Origin of the sequence: Pseudomonas sp. CCI1.1, assembly GCF_034348165.1 — a bacterium.
Taxonomy (GTDB): Bacteria; Pseudomonadota; Gammaproteobacteria; order Pseudomonadales; family Pseudomonadaceae; genus Aquipseudomonas; species Aquipseudomonas paracarnis.
This window is the reverse complement of sequence record NZ_CP133780.1, coordinates 465,232-486,732: the sequence shown is the minus strand read 5'-3', so window position 1 is coordinate 486,732 and position 21,501 is coordinate 465,232. Positions and strand designations below refer to the sequence as shown.

General features: G+C 61.3%; 9 protein-coding genes and 1 pseudogene. 3 read left to right on the top strand and 7 right to left on the bottom strand.

The window, feature by feature from the left end; genetic code table 11:
* Nucleotides 1–464 precede the first annotated feature (464 nt).
* Nucleotides 465–11,852: an autotransporter-associated beta strand repeat-containing protein gene (locus RHM69_RS02195; RefSeq protein WP_200600138.1), complete on the bottom strand. Its 11,388-nt coding sequence runs from the start codon at nucleotides 11,850–11,852 to the stop codon at nucleotides 465–467.
* 271 nt (nucleotides 11,853–12,123) lie between these two features.
* Between RHM69_RS02195 and RHM69_RS31010 the strand changes: the two are divergent.
* From RHM69_RS31010 to RHM69_RS02185, 3 genes and pseudogenes are all read left to right on the top strand, one after another.
* Nucleotides 12,124–12,237 (top strand): annotated as a pseudogene (locus tag RHM69_RS31010) (outer membrane lipoprotein carrier protein LolA); the annotation flags it as partial.
* 26 nt (nucleotides 12,238–12,263) lie between these two features.
* Complete coding sequence (locus RHM69_RS02190) at nucleotides 12,264–14,075, top strand: monovalent cation:proton antiporter-2 (CPA2) family protein (protein ID WP_038449849.1); 1,812 nt, start codon at nucleotides 12,264–12,266, stop codon at nucleotides 14,073–14,075.
* A gap of 72 nt (nucleotides 14,076–14,147) precedes the next feature.
* Nucleotides 14,148–14,702, top strand: coding sequence for a hypothetical protein (locus RHM69_RS02185; RefSeq protein WP_014718107.1), 555 nt, complete (start codon nucleotides 14,148–14,150; stop codon nucleotides 14,700–14,702).
* Between the two features lie 647 nt (nucleotides 14,703–15,349).
* Here RHM69_RS02185 and RHM69_RS02180 read toward each other — a convergent pair.
* The 6 genes from RHM69_RS02180 to RHM69_RS02155 all read right to left on the bottom strand — a co-directional run bounded on the left by RHM69_RS02180 (nucleotide 15,350) and on the right by RHM69_RS02155 (nucleotide 21,472).
* Entirely contained in the window at nucleotides 15,350–16,066 is a 717-nt protein-coding gene (locus RHM69_RS02180) for an alpha/beta hydrolase (RefSeq protein WP_019817300.1), read from the bottom strand.
* A gap of 10 nt (nucleotides 16,067–16,076) precedes the next feature.
* Nucleotides 16,077–16,832 carry a precorrin-6A synthase (deacetylating) gene (cobF, locus tag RHM69_RS02175; RefSeq protein ID WP_019817301.1) on the bottom strand — a complete coding sequence of 252 codons (756 nt, stop codon included), beginning with the start codon at nucleotides 16,830–16,832 and terminating at the stop codon, nucleotides 16,077–16,079.
* 58 nt (nucleotides 16,833–16,890) lie between these two features.
* Nucleotides 16,891–17,841: a hypothetical protein gene (locus RHM69_RS02170; RefSeq protein ID WP_019817302.1), complete on the bottom strand. Its 951-nt coding sequence runs from the start codon at nucleotides 17,839–17,841 to the stop codon at nucleotides 16,891–16,893.
* The gene (locus tag RHM69_RS02165) at nucleotides 17,838–19,325 is read right to left on the bottom strand and encodes an AAA family ATPase (RefSeq protein ID WP_130175625.1); all 1,488 of its coding nucleotides are present in this window, start codon (nucleotides 19,323–19,325) and stop codon (nucleotides 17,838–17,840) included. The genes RHM69_RS02170 and RHM69_RS02165 overlap by 4 nt, the downstream gene beginning before the upstream one ends.
* A gap of 135 nt (nucleotides 19,326–19,460) precedes the next feature.
* Nucleotides 19,461–20,009 (bottom strand): histidine phosphatase family protein, encoded by a 549-nt coding sequence (locus RHM69_RS02160; protein ID WP_019817304.1) that lies wholly within the window; start codon nucleotides 20,007–20,009, stop codon nucleotides 19,461–19,463.
* A gap of 143 nt (nucleotides 20,010–20,152) precedes the next feature.
* Nucleotides 20,153–21,472, bottom strand: a complete 1,320-nt coding sequence (locus tag RHM69_RS02155; protein ID WP_137271403.1) for an MFS transporter — start codon at nucleotides 21,470–21,472, stop codon at nucleotides 20,153–20,155.
* Nucleotides 21,473–21,501 lie beyond the last annotated feature (29 nt).

Genomic DNA, 21,501 nt, shown 5'->3' with positions numbered 1-21,501 from the left:
GGCCCTTGGTGGCGCGGTTATTCGCCACTTACTACGGCTTCGGCTGACTTCTGCACGCTCATCCCATCGCCTCTCGACGCTCGGTAGCACACTGGCAAACGTGCAGATCTCCCAGGGTAATTCGCGCGACCTTCCTGCTTATGCCTGTCGGATCTACGTCACAGCGTTCCGTGCAAGTATTGGGCTTTGAAGATTTTGGCCTTCTTACCCCGCTGCGCCGCCTCTATCCGCTTCCTGTTCGTCAGGCCAGCATTTTGCCTCGGGCTTCCTTCAGATTCGCAGTCACCCGCGACACCCTTGCCTCTGGCTAACACTTCCCCTTGCCGGGTGTGTAGAGGACTTTCACCTCCCAGTCACCAGCGTGGCCACCACAGCCAAGCTGGTTGCGCTTGCGCGCAACGCGCCATGCCTGGCGCACCAAAAAAAACCGCCCTTGCGGGCGGTTCAAAAAAACTCGGCCTTGATCAGAAACCGAGGGAGAAACTCACCGTCACGGCGTGGTCCTTGTCGTTGCGCGAGAGTTGGCCGGAATAGCCCAGGCCCAGTCTGCCGTTCTGGCTGATCTGGTAATCCAGGCCCGCTTCCACCACCGCGCTGTCCTTGGCAATCGGCACGCCCTGGGTGCTGAACGAGCCACCGCCATTGATAAAGCTCAGGTCGGCGTCGGGCTTGGTGTCACCGAAGGCATGGCGCCAGCCGATGCTGCCCCGTGGGGTGATTTTCGAGCCGTTGCCCAGGGTGATGGTCTGGCCAATGCGCACGCCCAAGGTCGAGTAGGTGATGTCCTGGTCGGCATCGCCACGCAGGGCTGCCGAGCCGCCTTTTTCCTTGATGGTGTCGCTGTCATAGTTGACGTAGGCCAGGCCGGCGAACGGTTCCAGGGCCACGGTAGGGGTTTGAATGGTGTAGCCGACTTCACCGAACACCTGCGCACTGCGTGCCTTGTAATCGGCTTTGAGGCGTTGGCCTTCGCCACCGACGGCCACGTTGCGTTTGCTTTCAACGTCATGCCAGCTGTACGCCACGCCCATGCGTGCGGCGAAGGCTTCTTGCTGGTAGGCGGTGTAGGCCATCAGGTGGTAGCTGTCCACATCGGCGCTCGAGTTGCGGCGCTTGGCGTCCAGGTCGCTGCGGGTATAGCCGGCGGCCACGCCCACGCGCCAGGCGTCGTCCACTTGCTTGTCGGTACCGAGCAGGAAGCCGCTGAGGTTGCGGTCCAGCTTGGCGCTGTTGCTGTCACCGCCCATGTGGCCCCAGGTGCCGAGCACGCGCATCCAGCCGACCATCTCGCCGTGGCAACCGGCGCTGCTCAGGTGGTTTTCGCTGGGTGCCAGGGCATTGCGCGGGTCGTCCTCGCGGTAGCAACCGGGTTGGCGCAGGCGCTCGTTGACCGCATCACGCACGTAACGCGAGTCTTCAAGCATGGCGCTGGCGGTGCTGGCGTGGATTTCGCCGGACAAGCTGTCGAAGGCCGCACGTGCCGCCCCTGCATCACCGTTAAGCAGTGCATTTTGCACCGCTGCGCCACCGACTGCGGTGCCTGTGCCCAACGCCGCCGCTACGCCGCGCTGGTTACCGGTGGCCGCCACGCTGGCGTAGCTGACGTCGTTGCGGCTGACCGCCAGGGCCACTTGGGTTGGGCTGTAGTTCAACGCGGTAGTGAGGAATGCCAGGTTCTCCAGGTTGGTGGTGGCAAAGGTGCCGTTGACCGCGCCCGCCGTCAGCAGGGTGTAGGTGGTGGCGCCGGCATAGGGTGCCAGGTTGACCACATTCAAGGTGCCGCCCAGGTTGGCGGTGCCGCCCACGGCCAGGGAGCCGGTGGTGGATGGGGTGATCACCAGGTTCAGCGCACCGGTGCTGGCGTTGGTGAAGTTGCCGGCAACGGTCAGCTTGCCACCGTCGGGCGTCACCGAGCCGTTGTTGACCAGCGAACCGACACTGCCGTTACCGGTCAGCCCCGCACCGTTGGCCACAGTGACTTGGCCGCCAAGCACCGCGCCTGGGTTGGCCGCGTTACCCACTTGCAACACGCCCTCTTCCACCGCCACGGTGCCACTGAACGGCTGGTTGCCGGTCAGCAACAGCGCGCCTGCGCCTTGCTTGATCAGCGCACCGGTGCCGCTCAAGGTGCCGCTGAACTGGCCATTGGTGCGCTGGGTAAACAACAACCGCGCGTTGTTGAGGATCCTGCCACGCAGGCTGGTGGTGGTGCCCGCCAGCGTACCGCCACTGACGGTGGTGCCGCCGGTGTAGGTATTGGCGCCAGTCAGCAGCAAGGTGCCCGCATCCAGCTTGTTGATGCCGCCGGTTCCCACCAGCGGTGCATCAATCTGAGCGGTCACGCCGGAATTGACGCGCACTGGCGCCAGGCTGCCATCGGCCGCATTGGTCGGGCTCAAGCTACCGCCTGCGCCGGCGACCAGCGTGTAGCCGGCGTCCAGCACTTGCAGTCCAGTGAAGCCTTGGTTGCCAACTACGGTCACGGTGCCGCCCTGCCCGCCAAATACCGCGAACTGATTGGTGGACGCCTGCCCTTGAGTGCCGGTGGGGTCGGTCCAGTTGGTGCCTGGGCCCCAGGTACCACTGCCGCCGGTGATGCTGCCATCGGGGTTGGTGGTGCCGCCGTTCCAGAACTGGATCTGCCCTGGGGTGGTTTGCACCACCAGGTTGAGCTGGTTGGCCAGCGCCGTTTGCAGGCTCAGGTTACCCAGTGCCACCGGCAAGGTGCCAAAGGTGAGGCCGTTATCGGTCAAGCTGCCGCCGTAGCGGAACAGCTGGTACACGCCGACACCGAAGCCGCCGGTATCGCTGACGTTGAGGGTGCCGTCCAGGGTCAGGTTGCCCGCCACGTTCACCGCTGTACTGGAGGCACCCGGCGCACCGAGGGCGAAGTCCAGGGTGGTGCCCGATGACAAGGCCAGCGAACCCACCGACAGCGGCGTCGCGGCACCGGCCTGGAGCACCGAGCCGTCAGCCATGTTCACCGCACCGCCCAGGGTACCGCTGCCGCCGAGGGTCGCGCCGCTGGCGACTTGCACTGCGGCGCTGTTCAAGGTGCCGTTGACCAGCAGGCTGCCGGTGTTGACGTTGGTGTTGCCGGTAAAGGTGTTGTTGCCGCTGAGCAACAACGCGCCGGTGCCGGTTTTGTTCAACACACCGGTACCGGTGAGGTTGCCGGTGTAGGTGCCGTCGATGGCTTGCTCAAAGGTCAACGCCGCGTTGTTGGCGATAGCGCCTTGCAGGCTGGTGGTGTTGCCCGTGGTGCTGCCGCCGTTGAGCGTGGTACCGCCGCTGTAGGTGTTGGCCGCGGTCAGCAACAAGTCGCCGTTGCCATTTTTCACCAGGCCGCCGCTGCCGCTGACCACGCCGTTGAGGGCTAGGTCGTGGCTGCCGGCCAGGGTCAGCGCGCCACCCAGGTTGAGGGTATTGGCCAGTTGCAGGTCGGTGCTGCCATCCAGTTGCGCCGCGCCGCCGACCGTCAAGGCACCACTGCCCAGGGCAGCATTATTGCCAAGGATCAATTGACCGGCGTTCAGGCCAGTGCCGCCGCTGTAGCTGTTGACGCCATTGAGCGTCAGCGCTGCCGCACCGTTTTTCACCAGGCTGCCGCTGCCGCTGACAACCCCATCAAGGGTCAGCGCGTTGCTGCCTGCCACCGCCAAGGCACCGTTGAGCACGGCCGCATTGGCCAGGCTGACCGCCGCGTTGCTGTCCAGGGTAGTACCACCGGCCGCCGTCAGAGCGCCTGTGCCCAGGGCACTGTTATTACCCACCACCAGGGTGCCGCCATTGAGCGCGGTACCGCCGGTGTAGCCATTATTGCCGTTGAGTACCAGGGTGCCGCTGTCGAGCTTGGCCAGGGTGCCAGCGCCGTTGAGGGTCACGCCCAGGGTCGCGGTGGCGTTGGGGTCGACGCGTACCGCGGTGTTGCCGGTGCCGCCATTGACCAGGTTGAGCACGCCCGCCGTGCCGGAGCCCAGGGTGTAGCCATCAGTGACGAACTGCATGCCGGTGATGTTTTGCGTACCGTCCACCGTCACGTTGCCCGCCGCGCCTTGGAACACCGCGAAGCTGTTGGCCCAGCCTTGGTTGAGGGTGCCGTCGACATTGGTCCAGTTGGTATTGCCGGCGTTCCAGGTGCCGTTGCCGCCGTCAATCGCACCGTTGCCGATCAGGCTGTTGCCATCCCAGAACTGCACGGTGGTGTTGGGCGCAGTCACCAGCAGGTTGACCTTGTTGGTGATCGCGGTCTGCACTTGCAGGTCGCCCGGCACCACGCTGCCTGGCAGTGTGCCAAGAGCCAGGCCGTTATCGGTCAAGGCCCCGGTGTAGTTGATAAGGTTGTAGACGCCGCTGCCAAAGCCGCCGATATCAGTGACATTGAGGTTGCCGTCCAGGGTCAGATTGCCGCCGACATTCAGCAGGCCTGTGCCGCCACCCAGCACCGGAGTGCCGAGACCGACATCCAGGTTCGAGTTGCCACCCAGCACCAACGAGCCCACCGACAGCGTGCTGCCGGTGGCCAAGCCGATGTGCCCACCGTCGGCCACGGTCACCGCGCCGGCCAATGAGCCGATGCCGGCCAGGGTTGCGCCGCTGTTCACCGCCACTGTGCCGCTGGCCAGGGAACCGGTGACATTCAAGGTGCCGCCGTTGACGTTGGCCGCACCGCTGATGGCATTGGTGCCGCTCAGGTTGAGCACCCCGCTGCCGTTTTTATCCAGGTTGCCGGCACCGTTGAGCGCACCGCCAAAGCTGTTATCCAGGTTGCTGCCACCCACCGCCAGCGTGTTGCCGCCAGCCACCTGTACCACGCCGTTGCCGGCCAGGCTGTTGAGGTTGGCGTTGCCACCCAGGTTGAGGCTGGCGCCGCTGCCGACAGTGACGCCGGAGGTGGTGCCTAGCGCACCATTACCCGTCGTGGTCACGCTGCCCGCCGCCACGGTGAGTGGGCCGCTGAAGCTGTTGTTGCCGGTCAGCAGCAGGTCCGCCGCGCCATTCTTGATCAGCGCTGCATTGCCAGCGAGTACACCGGCCAGGGTCAGGTTGTTGCTGCCTGCGACAGTGAGGTCGCCATTGAGGTTGACCGCATTGGCCAACACCAACGGCGTGCTGTTGGCCAGGGTCGCCGTACCGCCGACGGTCAATGCGCCCGAGCCCAGGGCCGTGGTGCTGCCGACGGTCAGCGTGCCGGCATTGAGGGCCGTGCCGCCGCTGTAGGTATTGGTGCCGTTGAGGGTCAGGTTGGCGCCACCGGCCTTGGTCAACGAACCACTGCCGTCCACTACACCGTTGAGGCTCAGATCGTTGCTGCCGCCGACGGTGAGCGCGGCGTTCAGGCTGGTGTTATTGGCCAGGGCCAACGCCGTGTTGGTGTCCAGGGTGGTTGCCCCATTGACCGCCAAGGCACCGCTGCCCAGGGCTGACGCATTGCCTAGGGTCAAGGAACCGGCATTCAATTGCGTGCCACCCAGGTAGGCATTGGCACCGTTGAGCGTCAGGTTGCCCGCACCGGTTTTGGTCAGCCCACCGCTACCGCTGACCAAGCCGTTCAGGCTCAGGTCGGCGGTGCCCAGAATGCCCAGGTTGCCGGCCAGATTCACCGTGTTGGCCAGGGCGACCGCCGTGCTGCTGTCGAGGGTGGTGCCGGCGGCCGCGTTCAGGGCACCACTGCCCAGGGCCGAATTGGAGGCCAGGATCAGGCCGCCTGCGTTGAGTGCGGTTGGGCCAGCATAGGTGTTGTTGCCACTGAGGGTCAGGTTGGCGATGCCATTCTTGATCAGGCTGCCCGTGCCCGCCACCGTGCCGGCCAGGGTCAGGGCATTGCTGCCGCCGAGGGTGAGGCTGCCGTTGACGTTGAGTGCATTGGCCAGGCTGACCGCGGTGTTGCTGTCCAGGGTGGTGCCGTTGGCGGTGGTCAAGAGGCCGCTGCCCAGGGCACTGTTATTGCCGACCACCAGGGTGCCGCCATCCAGGGCAGTGCCGCCGGTGTAGCTGTTGGCGCCGTTGAGCACCAGGGTGCCGGTGTCGAGCTTGGCCAGGGTGCCGCCTCCGTTAAGCGCCACGCCCAAGGTGGCAGTGACGCCGGGATCGACACGTACGGCGGTGTTGCCGCCCACGCCATTGAACAGGGTCAGGGCGCCCGCTGCCCCGCCGGCCAGGTTGTAGCCATCGGTGACGAACTGCAAACCAGTGATGGCTTGCGCGCCGTCAACCGTGACGGTGCCCGCCGTGCCTTGGAACACGGCAAAGCTGTTGGGCGTCCAGGCTGTATTGAATGCACCATTGACGCCGGTCCATTGGCTGCCGCCTGCACTCCAGGTGCCGCTGCCGCCTTCGATGGTGCCATTGCCCGTGGTTTGACTGCCGTCCCAGAACTGCACGTTGGTGCTGCCGTTGACCAGCAGGTTGATCTGGTTGCCGATCGCGGTTTGCAGGTCCAAGTCGCTGGCCGGAATGTTCACCGGCAGGCTGCCCAATAGCAGGCCGTTGTTGGTCAGGCCACCGGTGTAATCGATCAGGCGGTAGATACCCGCACCGAAGCCGCCGATATCGGTGACGTTGAGGGTACCGTCCAGGGTCAGGTTGCCGTTGACCTGCACCAGCGCGGTGCCGCCCGTCGCGGGCGCGCCGAGGCCCGCATCCAGGTTGGCGTTGGCATTGAGCAGCAGCGAACCGGTGGTCAGGGTCGCGCCGGAATTGACGGCCAGGTGGCCGCCGTCGGCGATGCTCACGTTGCCCAACAAAGTACCGGTACCACCGAGGGTGGCACCACTGCCCACCGCCACGTTGGCGCTGGCCAGGGAACCATTGACGAGCAAGCTGCCGGCGTTGACCTGGGCGTCCCCGGTCACCACGCTGAGGCCACCGAGGGTCAAGGCGCCTGTGCCGTCTTTGGCCAGGTTACCGAGGCCTGCCACGACGCCGTTGAAGGTGCTGTCCAGATTATTGTTGCCGACGCTCAAGGTGCTGCCGGCCCCTACGGTTGCAAGCCCGGTACCCGTGAGTGCGCCCAGGCTGGCGCTGCCGCCCAGGTTGAGGGAAGTACCGCTCGCCAGGTTGACCCCGGCGCCGACACCCAGTGCTCCGTTGCCCAGCGTGGTGAGGCTGCCTGATTGCACATCGAACAGGCCGTTGAAGGTGTTAGTACCGGTCAGGCTCACATCCGCCGTGCCGGTTTTGACCAGGCTGCCGCTGCCGGCCAGCACGCCGGCCAGGGTCAGGTTGTTGTTGAGACCGCCCACGGTCAGCCCAGCGTTGAGGTTGACCGCATTGGCCAATACCAGCGGTGTGCTGTTGGCCAGAGTAGCTGCACCGTTTACGTTCAAGGCGCCGGTACCCAGGGCTGCTGCCGTGCCCAGGGTCAGCGTGCCGGCGTTGAGGCTGGTGCCGCCTTGGAAGGTGTTGACGCCATTGAGGGTCAGGTTGGCCGCGCCGTCTTTGCTCAGGCCAGCCGTGCCGGTGACCAGGCCACCCAGGGTCAGGTCGTTGCTGCCGGTGACGGCGAGGTTGGCGTCAAGCACGACGCCATTGCCCACACTCAGCGCTGCCGTGTTATCCAGGGTCGCCGCGCCGCCAACGGTGAGGTTGCCCAGGCCAAGGGCGGTGGCGCTGCCCAAGGTCAGCGTACCGGCGTTCAGGGTGGTGCCACCCAGGTAGGCGTTGGCGCCGCTGAGGATCAGATTGGCCGTGCCCTCCTTGGTCAGGCTGCCTGCACCGTTGATTGCGCCGCCGAGGGTCAGGTCAGCGGTGCCGCCGATGCCCAGGTTGCCCGCCAGATTGATCGCGTTGGTGGTGGCGACCGCCGTGCTCGCGTCCAAGGTGGTACCGCCTGCGGCATTCAACACGCCCGCGCCCAGCGCCGTATTGCTGGCCAGGATCAGCCCGCCTGCGTTCAAGGCCACAGGGCCCAGGAAGGTATTGGTGCCGCCGAGTGTCAGGCCTGCCGTGCCATTCTTGACCAGGCCACCGGTGCCGCTGATGGCGCCATTGAGCGCCAATGCGTTGCTGCCGCCGACCGTCAGGCTGCCGTTGAGTACCGCATCATTGCCCAGGGTTACAGAGGCGTTGCTGTCCAGGGTGGTGCCCGCCGCAGCGGTCAGCGTGCCAGTGCCCAGCGCGGTGTTGCTGCCGACCACCACCGTACCGCCATTGAGCAAGGTGCCGCCGGTGTAGCTGTTGGCGCCATTGAGCACCAGCGTGCCGGTATCGAGTTTGTTCAGCATGCCCGCGCCGGTGATATCGACGCCGAGGGTGGCAGTCGCCAGTGGGTCGACGCGCACGGCGAAGTTGCCGCTGCCGGTGCTCAACTGCCCACCGGTGCCATTGACCAGGCTGTAGCCATCGGTGACGAATTGCAGACCGGTGATGGTTTGTACGCCATCCACGCTGACAGTGCCCGCAGCACCTTGGAACACCGCAAAGCCACCGCCCCAGGTCTGGTTGGAAAGGCCGTCGGCCGACGTCCAGTTGGTGCCCCCCGCTGTCCAGGTGCCGCTGCCACCGTCAACAGTGCCGTTGGCAAGGATGTTGCTGCCGTCCCAGAAACGAATATTCGGCGCCGCTACCACCAGGTTGACCTGGCTGCCCACTGAGGTCTGTACCAGCAGATCACCCAGGCCATAACCCAGCGGCACCGTGTTGACGTCCAATGCGCCGGTCAAGCCGCCGGTGTAGTTGATCAAGCGATACACACCAGCGCCAAAGCCACCGGCATCGCTCACATTAAGGTCGCCGGCCAGATTCACGTTGCCACCGACATTCATCAGCGAGGTCAGCGACGGTGCGCCAAGCGCCACATCCAGACTGGCCCCGGCACTCATGTTCAGGCCAGCGGCCGACAAGGTCGTGCCACTGCCCAGCGCCAGGTGCCCGCCGCTATTGATATTCGCCGTACCCAAGAGCGAGCCACTGCCGGTGAGGGTGCCGCCGCTGTTCACGTTGACCAACGCGCTGCCCAGAGAACCATCGACATCCAGAGTGCCCGCGTTGATCGCCGTGTTACCCGTGATGCCATTGATTCCGTTGAGCGTGAGCGTGCCGGTACCCACTTTAATCAAGCTGCCCGCGCCGCTGAGGTCACCGTCAAAAGTACTGCTGGTGTTCACCCCTCCCACGGTGAGATTCAAACCGCCGCCGACTGCCACGCCACCCGCACCGCTGAGGCCGGCCAGGCTGGAATCGACGCCCAGGTTCAGTGCGGCGCCGGTGCTGACATTGACGCCAGAGGTGTTGCCCAATGCACCGGTGCTGCCGGTGGTGACGCTGCCGGAGATAATATTCAATGGCCCGGTGAAAGTGTTGTCGCCGCTCAAGGTCAGGTCAGCCAAGCCATTTTTGATCAGCGCACTGGCGCCGCTGAGCACGCCGCTGAGGTTCAGGTCATTGTTGCCCGCGAGCGTCAGGTCGCCATTCAAGGCAATCCCGTTGCCCAGGGTAAGGGCCGCACTGTTATCCAGGGTTGCCGCACCGCCGACCGTCAAGGGGCCTGCGCCCAATGCGCCTGCCGTGCCCAAGGTCAACGTACCGGCGTTGAGGCTGGTGCCACCGGTGAACGTGTTGATGCCGTTAAGGGTCAGGTTGGCCAGGCCATCCTTGATCAGCGCACCCGCGCCGCTGACCACACCGCCCAGGGTCAGCCCATTGGTGCCGCCGACGGTCAGCCCGGCGTTGAGGGCGATACCATTGCCCAACGCCACCGCCGAGGTGCTGTCCAGGGTGGCGGCGCCGCCGACGGTCAAGTTGCCCAGGCCAAGCGCCGTGTTGCTGCCGACGGTCAGCGTGCCGGCATTCAGCGTGGTGCCACCCAGGAAGTTATTGCTGCCGCTCAGTGTCAGGCCGGCTGTGCCGTTCTTGGTCAGGCTGCCTGCACCGTTGACTGTGCCGCCCAGGGTCAGGTTGGCGCTGCCACCGATTCCAAGGTTACCGGCCAGGTTGATCGCGTTAGTCAGCGTGGCACTGGTGCTGGCGTCCAGGGTCGTGCCTGCGGCTGCATTCAACGTACCCGCACCCAAGGCACCGGTAGCGCCAATCACCAGCTTGCCGCTGTTGAGCGCCGTGTTGCCCAGGTAAGTGTTCGCTTGATTGAGGATCAGATCCGCCGGGCCGTTCTTGATCAACCCACCAAGGCCCGCCACCACACCGCCAAGGGTCAGCGCGTTGCTGCCGCCAAGGGTCAGGTTACCGCCCAGGTTGAGGTTATTGCCCAGGCTCACTGCTGCACTGGCATCCAACGTGGTACCCGCCGAGGCGTTCAACACACTGGCGCCGAGCGCAGTATTGGAGCCCACCACCAGCGAACCGGCGTTGAGGGCCGTGGCGCCGGTGTAAGTATTGTTGCCCGTAAGCGCCAGGCTCGATACGCCCTCCTTGATCAACCCGGAACCACCGCTGACAACCCCGCCAAGGGTCAGCGGGTTCACGCCGTCCACGGTCAGATTGGCGTTCAAGGCGATTGCATTGCTGGTGGTCAAGGCTGCATTGCTCTGCAACGTACTCGCACCCGCAACGGTCAAGGCACCGGTACCTAGCGCCGCGGCATTGCCCAATGTAAGCGTGCCGGCGTTCAAGGTGGTACCACCCTGGAAGGTGTTGGTGCCACTGAGGATCAATTCGCCGGTACCCGCTTTGCTCACACCCGCGGCGCCCGAGATCACACCACTCAGGTTCAGCCCGGTCGAGGCGCCCTGTACCGTTAAACCACCGGTACCCAGGGTCATCAGGTTGGCCAGTGTCAGGCCGTTGCCGGTGGCCTCGATAGCGCCGCCGTTGGACGTGAGCACACCGCTGCCAAATGTCGCGTTGTTATTGAATTGCGCCACACCGCCATTGAGCGTAGTGCTGCCGCTGACCAACGGCCCCTGCAACGTCCAGGTGCCACTATTGATGGCCAGGTTGTTGAAGTTGACATAGTTGGCGCTTGAAGCCGTGCCGGTGCCTGTACTGCCACCACCCACGCCCGTCGTGTTTTCAAGGATCAGCGAGTTGCTGCCGCCTGCGCCGCCGTCCACCTGGCCGGTGGGCGCGAACGTCAGGTTCACGCCGATCAGTCCGCCAAGGCTTAAGCCGAGGCCGCCGCCGTTGGTCACTTGCGAGCCCGTGACTGCCGTAAAGGTGTTGGTACTGGCGGCCCCCATCGACACGCCGCCAGAGATAGTGCCGGTGTTGCGGAACGTGTTCCCTGTAGTGGAGCTCTCGAACGCCACGCGCCCGGTCAGGGTGCCGTTATTCGTCATATTGACCTGCCCGCCACCCTGTACCGCCACCACCGGGGTGTCGGAGGAAAGCAGCGAAAGGCCGAGCAAGAAAGACGAACCAATGGTGCCGTCGTTGACAATCGTGGTGGTGCCGCCTACGCCGTTGGTGGCATTGAGTGCCATGCCGCCCAGCGAGGCCAGGTTCAACCCAAGCAGCGCGCCGGTACCGTTAATAACGCCGGTGGCCGCGTTGGTGATGTTCAGCGCATTGGCTGTCGAGTTGCCGATCACCACACCACCGCTCAGGGCTGAAACCAACCCAAGTACTGCCGGGTCAATGGTGCCGGCGTTGTTCAATGTCGTGTTGTTGCCCGTCAGGCTCAGCGCGACACCACCCACCAATGTATTGAGCTTCGTCCCGGCGGTGACGTTGACCGTGAGGGTGTTGACAGCGCTGTTGAAGGTGTTGGGAATCAGCAGCAATGTCGGCACACCCGTACAGGTCACCGTCGCTCCAGCGGTGGGACTCGCCGGGCTACAGGCGGCGAACACATCCGGGCTCGCCAGCCCCATCACCAGCCCGGCCACGCCCAGGCGGATCGCAAGAGAAAGCGCAGAAATACGAGGTAAAGCGGCAGTCGCAAGTCTTCTATCCACGTTCTACTCCTTGTGGTCCAAGCCTTTCATCCGTGACTGCGTGCACGCCTTGTTTCAACGATCCACACGCATCGAATTCGAAACACCTGACCGTGGTGACTACTGGTTCAGTTTTTCGAAACGTTAGTAGACCTGCGCGAAAGCCATTGAATTAAATGGTATTAATACTTTCGTAAAACCGGTGTAAGAATGGGATGAGCGCCAACATCCATTGACTGTCGCGTCAAAAATACAAGTTTCCAAATGTGAAAAAGCGCTCTAATAGCGCCCTATCCTCCCCACCGTAGGAGCGAGCCTGCTCGCGAAAATCCTCAACGATGACGCGACAAACCAGACACAACGCGGTGCCCTTGCGTTCTTCGCAAGCAAGCTCGCTCCTACCGTTGATCGATGCAAATGCTGGAGTTCGTAATGCCCCATGAAGGCAACCTGTTACAAGCAGCCGTGGTGTTCCTGTTCGCCGCCGTGCTGACCGTGCCCCTGGCCAAGCGCCTGCAATTGGGCGCGGTGCTGGGCTATCTGTTTGCCGGTGTGATCATCGGCCCGTCTGTTCTCGGCCTGATCGGCAACCCGCAAAGCGTGGCGCAGTTTTCTGAACTGGGCGTGGTGCTGTTGCTGTTCATCATCGGCCTGGAATTGTCACCCAAACGTTTATGGGTGATGCGCAAGGCGGTGTTCGGCGTCGGTCTGGCCCAGGTCCTGCTCACCGGTGTGGTGATGGGCGCGGTCGCGCTGTGGCTGTTTGGCCAGTCGTGGAACAGCGCCATCGTGCTGGGCCTTGGCCTGGCACTATCCTCCACGGCGTTTGGCCTGCAAAGCCTGGCCGAACGCAAGGAACTCAACCAACCCCACGGGCGCCTGGCCTTTGCCATCCTGTTGTTCCAGGACATCGCCGCCATCCCGCTGATCGCCATGGTGCCGTTGCTGGCCGGCAGCGATCATCCGACCACCGAGGCCCAAGGCCTGCAACATGTGCTGCAGATCCTGGGCAGCATCGCCGTGGTGATCATCGGCGGGCGCTACCTGTTGCGCCCGGTGTTTCGCATTGTCGCCAAGACCGGCCTGCGCGAAGTGTCCACCGCCACCGCGTTGCTGGTGGTGATCGGCACCGCCTGGCTGATGGAGTTGGTGGGCGTGTCCATGGCCTTGGGGGCCTTCCTCGCCGGCCTGCTGCTGGCGGATTCGGAATACCGCCACGAACTGGAGTCCCAGATCGAGCCGTTCAAGGGTCTGCTGCTGGGCCTGTTTTTTATCAGCGTGGGCATGGGCGCCAACCTCAGTCTGCTGCTCAGCACACCGCTGGTGGTGATCGGCCTGACCCTGCTGCTGATCGGCTTGAAGCTGCCGCTGCTGTACGCCGTCGGGCGGATGGTGGGCGACCTCAACCGCGAAAGCGCTTTACGCCTGGGCGTGGTGCTGGCGGCGGGGGGTGAGTTCGCCTTTGTGGTGTTCAAGATCGGCCGCGACCAGGGCCTGTTCGAACCGCAGTTGTACGACGTGCTGGTGCTCACCATCACGCTGTCCATGGCCGTGACCCCGCTGCTGTTGCTGGTGTGCCCGAAGCTGTTCAAGCCCAAGGTCAAGCCGGTGGAAGTACCCGAGGAATACCGCGCCATCGAAAGCGATGCGCCCCGCGTGGTCATCGCCGGCATGGGCCGTATGGGCCAGATCGTGGCGCGCATCCTGCGCGCGCAGAACATCTCGTTCATCGCCCTCGACACCTCGGTGGAAACCATCGAGCTGACCCGCAGTTTCGGCGGTATGCCGGTGTTCTACGGCGACCCCCAGCGCCCGGAAATCCTCCACGCGGCCAAAGTCGATCAGGCGGAATTCTTCGTGATCGCCATGGACGACCCAGAGATCAACATCAAGACCGCCGAGTTGGTGCGCAACCTCTACCCGCACATGAAGATCATCGCCCGTGCGCGTAACCGCCAGCACGTACACCGCCTGGTGGACCTGGACGCTTCACCGGTGCGCGAAACCTTCTACTCCAGCCTGGAAATGAGCCGCCGTACCCTGGTCGGCCTCGGTTTGAGCCAGGCCCAGGCCGATGCGCGCATCAACCGCTTCAAGACCCACGACCAGCAGGTACTCGCCGCCCAACACGCGGTGTACGACGACGCGGCCAAGGTCATGCAAACCGCCCAGGAAGCCCGTGCGGAACTGGCGCGCCTGTTTGAAATGGACAGGATTGAGGAAGAGTCTTCCGACAAAGTGTGACGGGGCCGATGAACGAGATTGCGAATTTTCTGACAGAATACGCCGCAATTTCGTTCATCCCCGGAGTGCTTCATGGCCACGTTCACCAAGACCGCAATGCTGCTGGCCCTCGCGCTCACCGCCGGCAGCGTATTCGCTGCTGCAAAGCCCACCACCCAGACCATCTCCACCTTGGGTGGCAAGTTCACCTTCAAACTGCCCAAGGCCTACAGCGCCGACACCCTGCCCTCCGGCACAGCGCAAGACGGCACCGCTGACACCCAAGGCACCCTGTACGCTAACTCGACGACGAAAAGTGTGGTGATCGTCGCCGAAACCGTGCGCAACGATGGGGCAACTATCCAGGATAACGACCCGCAGTTCCTAGACGGCGCCGTGGCCGATTTCGTCAAGGACCAGAGCGCTGCCCTGCCTGACTTCAAGAAACTGGGCGAGAAGAAACTCACCTACAAGGGCCTGGGCCTGCGCCAAGTGGACAGCAGCGCCACCCAAGGTGGTGGCAAGACCTTGAACTCCACATTCCTGGGTGGTTCGGGCAACCATTTGCTGGTGATTCAGGCCATTTCCCGGGCGGATGATGTGAAGGGGCATGCGCAGTTGGTGAAGCAGATTACAGGCGGCAAGTAGCCCCCTCTTCCAGCCAACACAAAACCCATGTGGGAGCGGGTTTGCCTACGATGGCGGTGTGTCAGTCACTGAATCTTTTACTGAGCCACCGCTATCGCAGCATAGGCATCTACATAACTCTGTAAGCTCAACGGTAACCACGATGCGAAGCGAGCCACTCTTGATCTTGCTCTTGATCTGAAGCGCCCCGTCAAACCACGCTGGCCGGAATTCGACAGGGATTTGGGGGGTAAACCGGCAGGGATGCCGGTTTAGCCGCCCCGCGCCATGGATGGCGCGTGGCGGCGGCCCCCCAAATCACTGGCGGATTACGGGCACACCGAGCCTAGGCGAGGTGCCGAGTGGTGGGGCAAGAGCGTTTTGCTTACTTTGCCGCTTTTGCAAAGTGAGCCGCCGTAAGGGCGGAACCCTAAGTGGCCGTTACCGCAGGAATGGATATGTACACGGTCCAACTGTGTTGACTGCCAGGCCGTCTTCGCAGGCAAGCCAGCTCCCACATTGGATCGCGGGGCATCAGTTATATCTGTGTCGGCTGCCAGGCCGTCACGGGAGCAAGCTCCCTCGCCACAGATTTAGCGTCGTGCCGAAGTTGTGTAGATACCTATGGCTATCGCAGGCAAGCCAGCTCCCACATTTTTAACCGCATTTCACTTCAGGCTTTTCTCAAGCCAGGCTTTTAAGTCCTGGATTTCCGCTTCGCTGATGGTGTGATTCATCCCCGGGTACTCATGAAACTCCGGCTTGAGCCCCAACCCTGTCAGCACCTTGTTCGCCTGCGTGGCCGAGCTGAAGGGCAGCGCCTGGTCCAAGGTGCCATGGCCGATAAAGATCGCCAGCTTGCCCATGGACGCATCCGGTTTCAGCGCAGACCTGAGCCCCGGTAGCACGCTGCCACTGAGTGCGGCGATACCGCGCACCCACTCGGGTTCACGCAAGGCCACCTCGTAAGACATGATCGCGCCCTGGCTGAACCCCACCAGGAACACCCGATCACTTTGGGTGCGGTACTTGGCGGTGGCCTTGAGCACAAAGTCCTTGATCAGACGGGCGCTGCTGAACAGTTCATCGGTCTCGCCGTTGTACTCAGGCTCATCGGTCTTGGTAAACCAACGATACCCCTGCGGCTCCACCGGCAGTGGCGCACGCACTGATAGGTAGGTCCAGGTAGACGGTAACGCGTCCTTGATGCCAAACAAATCTTCCTCGTTGCTGCCAAACCCATGCAGGAAGATCACCAGCGGCTGGTTGCGCGCATCGCCCTGGGTCTGTTCCAGGTAGGACAACGGCAAGTCGGTGTGCAAGCCGGTGTCGGCATGAGCGGCGCCGGCCACCAGGGCCAAGGCGAGGGCAAGCTGTTTGAGCATCGGGTTTACCTCAGGGTTTGCGCAGCAAATAGGTGTCCATGATCCAGCCGTTTTCCAGGCGCGCCGCCTTGCGTACCCGTTCGATCTCTTCTGCCACGTGCGCCACTTTACCGCTGATCAGGATCTCGTCCGGCGTGCCCAGGTAGGCGCCCCAGTAAATATCCAGGTCCTGATCCGCTACGCTGCGGTAGGAATCTTCGGCGTCGAGCATCACCACCAGGGTATCGGCATCACTCGCCTGTCCCGCCGCCAGCCGTCGCCCAGTGGTGATTTCGATGGACTTGCCGATACGGTTGAGCGGCACCTTATGCTGCGCCGCCAGGGCCTGCACGCTGGTGATACCGGGGATCACTTCAAACTCGAACACACAGCGACCGCTGGCAAGAATCGCCTGCAAGATACGAATGGTGCTGTCGTACAGCGCCGGGTCGCCCCAGGCCAAAAACGCCCCGACTTCGCCGTCGGCCATTTCTTCGTTGATCATGCGTTCGAAGGTCTGCTGCTTATCGCGGTTGAGGTCTTGCACGGCGGTGGTGTAGTCGATTTCACCACGCACCCGCTCCGGGCAATCGGCCTCGACAAAACGGTAGCCGGGTTCGGTGATGTAGGTGTCGCAGATTTCCCGGCGCAGGTCGATCAGCTTGTCCTTGCTCTGGCCCTTGTCCATCAGGAAGAACACGTCGGTACGGTTCAGCGCCTTCACGGCCTGCATCGTGATGTAGTCAGGGTTGCCGGCGCCAATGCCAATGATCAGGATGCGTTTCATGGGGTGCTCTCAGTACAGGGCGTGAAATGTTGCCATGTTACTGGGTTGCCCTGCTGGGTCAAATCACCTTGAACTGCCGGGCGATGTCAAGTTTGAGCTTACCTGCGATCACATTTTTATAACTGTCGTTCGTTTCATCAAAGCCCAAGGGGTGTTTGTCAGAGAAATTCAACTTTGTCAGTATCTTGGTCAACATCCTATATCTGCCCCCCAGTCTGGAGCGTTTCGCCACTAATAGCGCATCGGGTACACAGACTTGATAACGAGGGACTAAGCGAAAGGTCGCAATTGAATTATCCACTTTCAGGCATGTGCCATTGGTTGCCATCACCTCAATTTCGTAGGACGTACTGTCAGCCTGAAGTCTCAATTTATTCAAGTCTAGCCCCCCGCCCTTATATGCAAGCCTGAAAGATATATTCTCCGCATCCACCAAGGGGTGCAGATGAGGTGTCAAGTCAAACCGGGTAGTGCCTTTCATTTGTGGCCCGTTACACTTTTCGCAGCAGGGGATGAAATTCCCCATGGTTAACGCTAGTAAAGGAAATTCGGCCTGCGGGTAATAATGATCAATATTTGGCCTGTACGCTTTCAACCCATCAGGACTTACATAAGTGTCAATGGGCGTTATATGGCAATAAGGGCAAATTTTCGATCGGATGGATGTACACAATGCATAGGCGTCCCATCTTTTTAACAGGACCACCCTCTCTTTAGCTGAAAACTCCTTATAGCACAGATACTTTTTGAAAAAACCATTCAAATAGTCAATATCAACAACACGGGCAAAAGTCTGACTAAAGGCAACAATCACACCCGGCAGCGCCAACGGGTCACACCCACATATGGCCTCCCTGTGTTTATCCAAGAACTCGACAAGACGATGCTGAGTCATGGCCGGCCCGACGAATCCTTTTAAGGCATCAGTCAGTCCTTGCAGCTTCCATAGCATGAATAATTTGTGCCTGACTGCGATGTCCTCCCACACCCGCGCGATGTTAACAATCATGAATATCGCCTCTCCGGAGCACGATATAACGCTTCCTTGATGCCAATATCGCCAATGCTCTCAAGCAATAATTTATCCAAGGCCGAAGAAATGCCCTGTTCAAGACGCTGATGGAGTGCATTTATCTTTTCCGCCGCAAACTCACCAATGGCAGCAGTCCCAAAAGAGTTCAGGATAATGTCTTCCAATGGAGCTGCAAACGTATTCTGAGGTGTGACCCTGTCATCCAGGTTAGTTACCATGCACGCTGGAAAATCACCCGTTATCACAGGGGAGTGCGTGGCAACCACTACCTGCACAATCTTCATGTCAAACTCCGCTTTCACCCCTGCCAGGAATTTATTCAGCAAGGAAATATAACGGCGCTGCCACTCAAGATGAAGATAGGCATCGCCCTCATCGATAAGCACCATGACGTGCTTTAATTTCTTTCCCGCCATGGTTACAAAACCTTGGCGGAGCAAAAAAAACTGGTCAACCAGGGCCCTTACACCCGAGCTTTGATCTGTCCAACGCACTTCGACTGCAGCGGTCGACATTTTTATCTGCTTGATTTCCTCTGCCGAGCCTATAGCAAATGAATAGGACCGGGGGTGTTTGCGGATATCATCCTTCGCCCCAACCTTTATAAAATTGAGCGTGGCACGATAAGTCATCATCAGCAAATCGAACACTTCCTTATCTTCGTCGTAACGTCCATCGCTGGCGAGTTCAAAAAAATTAAAGAAAAATCGCCCAATACGATCATGATCAGGGATTTTTTTTGCCACCGACGTTAAGGCAGCGAGCATTACTAACTTATTGCTTTTACCACGGGGAAGTTTCGATAGAGCAAAACGCTCCAACCTGAGCACGCAGGTATCAAGCAAACGCTCAATCTGGATGTTCAAACGTTCATTCTCATAGTAATCCGAGCTTACAAACTGGCGCTTTTTTTGAATTTTCGCGTATTCAGATAAAAATGTAATCACCGGCTTGTGCGCCGTTTGAAACCCGGCAAGATTGCTCATGACGACAAGCGCAGGCGCCAACACGGTCTTGAACAGCTCAAATTCATAACATACTTCTGCCCTCAAACTTGCGTTCAATTCCAGATCGCTGGCCACTTGGTAGAACTGCTCGGCTCGCGCAGAATTCTCTACCTTTCCAAACCGAGGAGAAGCATCGACGAATCGGTTACGAAAAGGTAGCCGGCGCCGGTAGGGAACGGGAGAGAAGTAAATTACACCAATACGTTCAAGCTCTTCGTCAGACAGTTTCTCCGAAGATGTTTCGCGATCATCATAAACGGCTCTTCGAGGGGTAGAGACAGGCGATGAAATATACGCTGCCATGTCACACAACAAGGCAGTTTTACCAGAACCGTTATTACCCAGAATCAAACGAATCGTGTCCACATCAAAAAAGCCATTCCATTTCAGGCTCTCTTGATTTTCGAATTCAAATTTATTCGTACCTGTCTTGACCGCAATCAACTTGTTCATCTGCATAGAATCCCTTACGCAGCCCGTCAATCATTAGGGCAATTCAAAAAGTCGTGTGTCGTGGGCCAGACAATGGCACCAACAAGTGATGCCATTTTGCCACATGTCTGTGCCCTGCGGTAAGGCATGCGTACTTCACGCCATTAACCGCAACCGCCAATACCCATTGAACCGCAACTCCACCGACGATAATGGCTCAACATCAATCCGGTAGAACATCAAGACAGGCAACTGCATGACGTACAGCATCGCCGCGCGGATGACGAACGGGTGGGTCACGGCGATGACATGGCCGGGTTGGGTTTCGAGGGATTTAAGCCATTGGCCGACCCGCATGCACAACTGACCCACCGACTCGCCGCCGTGGGCTGCGCTGGTGCTGTCGGTGGCCCAGGTGTTCAAGGTTTCGCTGTCGAGCTGGCCGATAGCCTGGCCTTTCCATATGCCGACATCCAGGTCGCGTAAGGCGGGTTCGACCTGGGCGTTATTGCCGAACAAGCCCGCGGTTTGACGGGCTCTCACTTCAGGGCCGCACACCAGGCGTGCCTGTTGTTTGTAGCGCCCGGCCAGGGACAGGGCCGCGCCCTGCCAGTCCATCGTGACGGATTCGTCATCAGAGAAACGCCCCTGCTTTTGCAGGGGCGTGATGGCGTGGCAGATCAGGGTCAAGCGGGTGGCCGGCATGGCAATTCTCTGTACCTGTAGGAGCGAGGGGGACGCCTAGTTCTTGCTCGCGAAGAACCTCAACGATAACGCGTGCTGCCTGAATAAGCGCGGCGCCTATGAGTTTTTCGCGAGCAAGCTCGCTCCTACGGGGTGTTCGTGCTTCAAGCCAACGCAGCGCTGGCAGGCACGGTTGTCGAGTGACCGCTGGCGACAAAATCCTCCTTGCGCAACACCACCAACGCCAGCAACGACACCACCCCGGTCGCCACGTAGAAATACCACGGCGAGGTAATGTCGCCTGTCACCTTGATCAGCCAGGTGGAAATCAACGGTGCGCTGCCGCCAAATACCGCCACCGGCACGTTATAGGCCACCGCAATCCCGGTGGAACGAATGCGCGTGGGCAGCAGTTCACTCATCAGCGCATAGGTTGACGACGCGTACAGCCCGAACAAAATCGCCACCGCCATCAACGGCGCGAAGAAGGTCGCCGGGGTGGCGGTGGGGGCGGATTTGAACAGCCAGAACATCGCCAGGGTCGCCAAGGTGCCGATCACCATCAGGAACGGCTTGCGCCCGTATTTATCGGTAAAGGCCCCGCCAAATGGCATCACGAAAGCCGCCGAGAAGCTGGCGACGAACACGTACAGCAAGGTGGTGCCGCTGTCGAACTTGAGGATCTTGGCCATGTAGGTCGAGGCAAAGGTCAGCACCAGGTAGAAAATCGAGCTGTGCAAAGTGATGATAAAGAACACTAGGGCGATCGCACGCTTCCACTGCCAGACCTCGCGCAGCGGCGCCCGCGACGTTTGCCCGGCGCGTTGCAGGGCCAGGAACTCGGGGCTGTCTTCGAGCTTGAGGCGGATGTACATGGAGATAAAGCCCAGGGGCGCGGCGATCAGGAACGGTACGCGCCAGGCCCATTCCTGCATGACCTCGGCGCCCAGCCCCCAGGTCATGCCGTTGGCCACAGCGCCGCCGAGCAGCAGGCCGAGTACGGCGGTAACCATCAGCCAGCAGGTGGCAAAGCCGCGGCGACCGGGGCCGGCGTATTCAGAGATAAAGCTGGTGACGGTGCCGATTTCGCCGCCCGCCGAGAAGCCCTGTACGCAGCGCACCAGAATCAACAGGATCGGTGCGGCGATGCCCAGGCTGGCGTAGGTCGGCAACAGGCCCAGCATCACCGTGGAGCCGGTCATCATCACCAGCGCCATGATCAGGGTTTTGCGCCGGCCGATCTTGTCCGCCAGCGGGCCAAAGAACAGCCCACCCAGAGGGCGGATAAAGAAGCTCAGTGCAAACGCGGCAAAGCTGGCCAACAGGCTGGTGGTGGGGTCATCGGAGACGAAGAACGCCTGGCCGATATAGACCGCGAGAAAGCCATACACGCCGTAGTCGTACCACTCGATCAAGTGGCCGGAGGTGGCGCCCAGAAACGCACGGCGGCGCTTGCGGACGGTGTCTTGTGCGGGATTGCCCATCGTCGGGACTCCTTGTCTGATTATCGATC

Excerpts from the sequence above, each read along its gene's own strand:
- RHM69_RS02160 (WP_019817304.1), bottom strand. The coding sequence starts at position 20,009 with ATGCCGGCCACCCGCTTGACCCTGATCTGCCACGCCATCACGCCCCTG.
- cobF (WP_019817301.1), bottom strand. The coding sequence starts at position 16,832 with ATGAAACGCATCCTGATCATTGGCATTGGCGCCGGCAACCCTGACTAC.
- RHM69_RS02155 (WP_137271403.1), bottom strand. The coding sequence starts at position 21,472 with ATGGGCAATCCCGCACAAGACACCGTCCGCAAGCGCCGCCGTGCGTTT.
- RHM69_RS02170 (WP_019817302.1), bottom strand. The coding sequence starts at position 17,841 with ATGATTGTTAACATCGCGCGGGTGTGGGAGGACATCGCAGTCAGGCAC.
- RHM69_RS02190 (WP_038449849.1), top strand. The coding sequence starts at position 12,264 with ATGCCCCATGAAGGCAACCTGTTACAAGCAGCCGTGGTGTTCCTGTTC.
- RHM69_RS02185 (WP_014718107.1), top strand. The coding sequence starts at position 14,148 with ATGGCCACGTTCACCAAGACCGCAATGCTGCTGGCCCTCGCGCTCACC.
- RHM69_RS02180 (WP_019817300.1), bottom strand. The coding sequence starts at position 16,066 with ATGCTCAAACAGCTTGCCCTCGCCTTGGCCCTGGTGGCCGGCGCCGCT.
- RHM69_RS02165 (WP_130175625.1), bottom strand. The coding sequence starts at position 19,325 with ATGAACAAGTTGATTGCGGTCAAGACAGGTACGAATAAATTTGAATTC.